The sequence below is a fragment of the Hoylesella timonensis S9-PR14 genome (assembly GCF_000762405.1).
In the GTDB taxonomy this organism is placed as follows: Bacteria; Bacteroidota; Bacteroidia; order Bacteroidales; family Bacteroidaceae; genus Prevotella; species Prevotella timonensis_A.
The window spans coordinates 1-4,963 of sequence record NZ_JRPQ01000243.1 but is presented as its reverse complement, the minus strand read 5'-3'; the positions used below and the strand labels follow the sequence as shown (position 1 = coordinate 4,963).

The following is a 4,963-nucleotide window of genomic DNA, read 5'->3' as shown; positions in this document are numbered from 1 at the left end:
CTCGCTCGTTTCCAAATCGTTCACCTTTTATTATTCTTATTTATGCTTTCCTTTTGTAATCAGCCGATTACATTCGCTTCTATTACTTTTATGCGGAGATTTGCGATTTTCGCACGGCAAAGGACATCGGTATCGACCGTCCCGAGAAAAACGAGATACTGCACAACATACCGCCCACGCCAGAGCAGGAAGTATTTATCGGCAAACTGATGGAGTTCGCCAAGACGGGCAATGCCACACTCTTGGGACGTGCACCACTGAGTGAGAGTGAGGAAAAGGCAAAGATGCTCATTGCAACTGACTACGCCCGCAAAAGGTTCAAGAAACTTGTATCTTTCAGATAATCAATAGAGCAGGAAAGAGTGTAGGGCAAAAGGGTTACGAGTTGGAAACGAGCAAGTTTCTTTTCCTATCTTCATTCTGCAGTGCTTCAAAGATCACGCTGTTCTATGTTGCAAAGATAATGATTCTCTTATGAAAATCAGTAGGAATTAGCCGTGTTGTCAAGGCTGACGTTTTTGGGGAATGGGTTCATAGCTTCATAGATAGTAGCTCTGATGGTTTCAGGGAGGCGTTGGTACGAAACTGAGTGATCAGCCTTTTGCCACTCTTTTCCTTCATTTTGTCGACAAAGAAGTGAACGATTTTAGACCAATAGTGTCCTAAACGTTTTTACCGCAAATGTCAAGGGGCGATTGACCCGCTTGACAGCGATCTCACACCCTTCGCCCGCCAAAAACGTTTAGGACACTATTGGGATGAACCATATCTTTTATGGTTCAACATTGCAGATTCTCTGTTGTGAGATGTGATTTATGACCTATCTCCTTATGAATTCGGACAGCAAAGAACAGTGTCATTAAAGTTGCAAAGACGTCGGCAATAGGCTGTGCATAAAGCACTCCATTTAGTTCCCAATACGATGGAAGCAGCAATATTATAGGGATAAAAAACAAACCTTGCCGTCCGATGTTTAGCAGAAGACTTTGCCTTGCTCTTCCGATTGCCATATATAGTGTGGAATACACAAATTGGAATCCGAAAGTGAAGAACATAATCGTATTGGCTCTAAGTGCAATTCTTGCTATTTCCTGCATTGTTTCGTCTTTACCGAAACAACTGATGATAGGAGAGGTAAAAATGACTATAAGAATACTCCAGAGCACACAAAACGAGGTTGTGAGTATCAGAGAACAGCACACCGCTTCCCTTAATCTTTGAAAATTGCCTGCCCCGTAGTTATAGCCTGCCATAGGTTGGAGTCCTTTTACAAATCCGAAGACCACGTTTGTTCCCAATGTGACGATTTTCAGGACGATACCCACAGCCGCAACAGCCTCTGCCCCATATTTCACAGTGGCTTTCTGCAACAAACTGATGGAAAGGGTCTGGAGCAGTTGCAAAAAGAGCATAGAGATACCAATCTTAATGATGTCTGCGTATATTCTTATCGTGGGAGCGAACAAGGCAAGAGATACTTTTACCTCTGCTTTCGTAAGGAAACGGATGTAAATAGCTGTCGTGACGATTCTTGAAAGAATAGTTGCCCATGCAGCACCTTCCACACCCCAATTGAAAGTGTAGATAAACAAGGGGTCTAATGCAACATTAACGATAGAGCCGATGATCATTGCCGACGCAGAAGTCTTCGACGCACCTTGTGAAACAATGATATTGGACATGGACACATTCAATGTTCCTATGACACAACTGATGATAAAAAGCCTGCCGTAGGATTCTGCCAAACTCATCATCTCCTCGTTTGCTCCCATGAAAAGTAGGATGTCCGGCAGGAACGCATTGCACACAAGGGCAATGAGAGATGACAACATCACAGAGGTAATCACTGAGACGGAAGCGACCTGACTTGCCTTGACAACCTGTTTCGCTCCCAACAGACGGGATATATACACTCCGCCTCCGACACCGAACATCAGTCCTATCCCAAGAAATAACAACGATATAGGGAAAACAACCGATACCGCGGCGACAGGAAGAGTTCCAAGACGTGCAACCCAAAAAGTATCTACCACATTGTATATTGCCATAATCAGCATTGCGATGACAATAGGTATCCCCAATTTTGTCAGGGCTTTCATCATACTTCCTTCTCGCAAAATATTTACAGCGTTGTTCATCCTTATAATCCGTATCTTTTCAAGTGAATAAAGTTCGCTGCAAAGGTACGGTGGAGTACAGGCTGTCACAATAGACGGACAATGGTAATGATAGCACTATTCGTGGTAAGTCCTCCTAAAGAGCGTGGGAGAAACGCCTGCAACCTTGGTAAACAGCCGTGTGAAGTAGGAGTAATCGTTAAAGCCTAAACTATGTGCAATCTCTTTGATGGAATCTGTAGTATAGACCAATTGACGTTTAGCCAACAAAATAATCTCGTTTTGGATATGGTGGCTCACACTTGTCCCTAGAACAGAATTTACAGCTTCATTCAGGTAGGCAACGGTAATGTTCAGCCACCCGGCATAGAATGATGGCGAACGGTTGCTTCGGATATTGCTTTCCAACAAATCCCGAAATTCCCATACTATTTCCTTGTGTCTGGTCACTGTCCCCTGCAATTTGGATTGAGCTATCGTTACATTTACAATGTTCTCCACGACTAACCCTACAATGACGGTGGTCAGTCGCTGAACGACTGCTTTGGCAGAAGGATTTTCCATACCACTCAGCTTGCAGTTAAGAAGTGATAACAATAGTTTTTGTTCCGATATGTTGGATAGTTGTATTTGAGGGCGACCGTATCTCTCAAGCGTTCGTTTTTCCTCCTTATCCACCAATACTGAGTCGATAACCAGAAATTTTGCAGAAAGATTGGAAGCGTCGATGATACGATGCACCTGCCCGGGTAGAATGATAGCCAGACTTCCTTTCCCGAAAGTGTATTCCTCGAAATCAATATTCAGACAGCATTGCCCACCCTCTATGAAGCCAAAGAAATAATAATCGTCGGTATGAGAAAAAGCGTATTTTTCCGAAGATGCCGATGTCCGAGAGATGACAGTCTTCAGATAGACTCCGAAATCTGAGAGTTGTGAACTTCTATGGATGGGTAACCGAGACATATATCTTTTGGGTATTTGTTTTTTTGATTATCAAACTCACAAAGTTAATCATAATAATGCAGAATAATGAATTATAAAGTATCTTTTAACTCGAACTACACATCAATACGATTAAAAAGCAATAGTGTCCTAAACGTTTTGCAGGGTAAAGAGAAAAGGGTAGGTTTGTAATTGGAAACAAAGCACAGCTAGTGAAAGCTGTCACAAACCACCCTTTTCAATGGCAAATATAACACTATTCGCACAAGTAATCCGACTCATACCTCGAGAAATCATCCAACGATTAGTCAAGAAGCATGACACAGACAAGCATGCAAAGGGCTTTAACTCGTGGAGCCATTTGGTGACTATGATCTTCAGCCAATTCTCGGGTAGCGTGTCGCTACGTCAAATCTTAGAGGGGCTACAATCTGCTACGGGCAATCTCAATCATCTAGGTCTATCACGAGCTCCCTCCAAATCCAACATCAGTTACCAAAACGCCAATAGGACTTCTCAGTTCTTCCAAGATGTCTTTTATGCCCTCTTCCAATATTTGGGACAGCACAGGGGTTGTTTTCATCGTCAGAGGAAGAGACAACATCCAATTTGAGTCAATAAGGGAGAGAGATTTGCCTAATACGACGTCTCAAGAGATACTGAAAGATGAAGAGGTGAGACTGACAGGCGTAGAGACAGCGAGCAAGTACCCTAAGAAGATTCGTAGGATAGGCATCTACCATGTTCAAGGAGGTTACACGATTGACTTGTATACCAATGACTTTAAGCACGCAGCCAGCACTATTGCAGCACTATATCGCTCACGTTGGAAGATTGAGATCTTCTTTAGAAACCTCAAGCAAAACCTGCACATCAAAAGCTTTCTAGGAACCTCTCAAAACGCTGTCGAGATTCAGATTTGGACGGCTCTGATTACGATTCTCCTACTTCAATATCTCAAGCGAATAGCAAAACGCCCCTGGTGTCTCTCCAATTTAACAGCGTCATTGAGACTCAACACTTTCATCAATATCGACCTCTTTCAGTGGATAAATGAGCCGTTTTCACTGCCTCCGGACGAGCCCGAAATAGCATAGGGGGGGATACCCCCGTTTTTACCGCAAATGTCAAGGGGCGATTGACCCGTTTGACAGCTATCTCACACCCTTCGCCCGCCAAAAACGTTTAGGACACTATTGCAATCAAACAATATTCTCAAAAGAGATAAAGTACAGGTAAACAACGCAACTGTTGTAAGAATTGCTAGAAGCGTTTTATTACCGATTACACATATAAAGCCTATACTCCTAACATTGACAACCGTCCAAAAAGGGATTGAATATTTGCAGTACGGAACGAATATCGGGTGTTATTATTTATTAGTATTTATTTTCACCTTCTATTCTTAAGGGATTTTGTTAGCAGCGCAGCTTGCTGTTGCAGTCTGATGAGAACTTGGGAATAGGTTTCAAGTTTGCCGAGCATTCGTTGAGCAGTGGCAACAGAATGATAAGTATTGAGGGCTTTCACGGCTTCATTGTACAGCACGCCTATCTTATTCATCATGGCGACGATTTCGGAGAGTTTATCCAAGTAAGGCTTCTTTGAAGGATCTTCCGTGATGACCTTAAAGGCTTCACCCAAAAGTCTTGCTCGGACAAAGTCGCTCTTCGTCTTTGCTCCCGATTTTTGATAGAGCCTGATAAGTGTTTGCTGGTCTTCGGAATTAGGTATCCTGATGTGCCATCTGTCCCATCGTGGATAGGTGGAACATCTGCCATCGGGCTTCTTTTGTTTCGTCATTTTCATTGCATCCTAATCACGACTTTGGAGTGATTTACCCCCCTTCGGGGCAAGGGTCTTTGTGGTACAAATGGCAATTTGTGGTACAAAGACACACC

Annotated in this window: 3 protein-coding genes and 2 pseudogenes; 2 read left to right on the top strand and 3 right to left on the bottom strand. The window is 43.1% G+C overall.

Going from position 1 to position 4,963, the window contains the following annotated elements; all coding sequences use genetic code 11:
• Positions 1–86: 86 nt before the first annotated feature.
• Positions 87–344, top strand: a pseudogene (locus HMPREF9304_RS15260) (hypothetical protein); the annotation flags it as partial.
• 435 nt (positions 345–779) lie between these two features.
• Here the strand turns inward: HMPREF9304_RS15260 and HMPREF9304_RS12230 are convergent.
• Positions 780–2,138 carry an MATE family efflux transporter gene (locus HMPREF9304_RS12230; protein ID WP_036929100.1) on the bottom strand — a complete coding sequence of 453 codons (1,359 nt, stop codon included), beginning with the start codon at positions 2,136–2,138 and terminating at the stop codon, positions 780–782.
• A 96-nt stretch (positions 2,139–2,234) separates the two neighbouring features.
• Entirely contained in the window at positions 2,235–3,083 is an 849-nt protein-coding gene (locus HMPREF9304_RS12225) for an AraC family transcriptional regulator (RefSeq protein ID WP_036929102.1), read from the bottom strand.
• 220 nt (positions 3,084–3,303) lie between these two features.
• Here HMPREF9304_RS12225 and HMPREF9304_RS12220 point away from each other — a divergent pair.
• Positions 3,304–4,159 (top strand): annotated as a pseudogene (locus HMPREF9304_RS12220) (DUF4372 domain-containing protein).
• A 295-nt stretch (positions 4,160–4,454) separates the two neighbouring features.
• Here HMPREF9304_RS12220 and HMPREF9304_RS12215 read toward each other — a convergent pair.
• Positions 4,455–4,871 (bottom strand): plasmid mobilization protein, encoded by a 417-nt coding sequence (locus HMPREF9304_RS12215; protein WP_036929105.1) that lies wholly within the window; start codon positions 4,869–4,871, stop codon positions 4,455–4,457.
• Between the last annotated feature and the right edge of the window lie 92 nt (positions 4,872–4,963).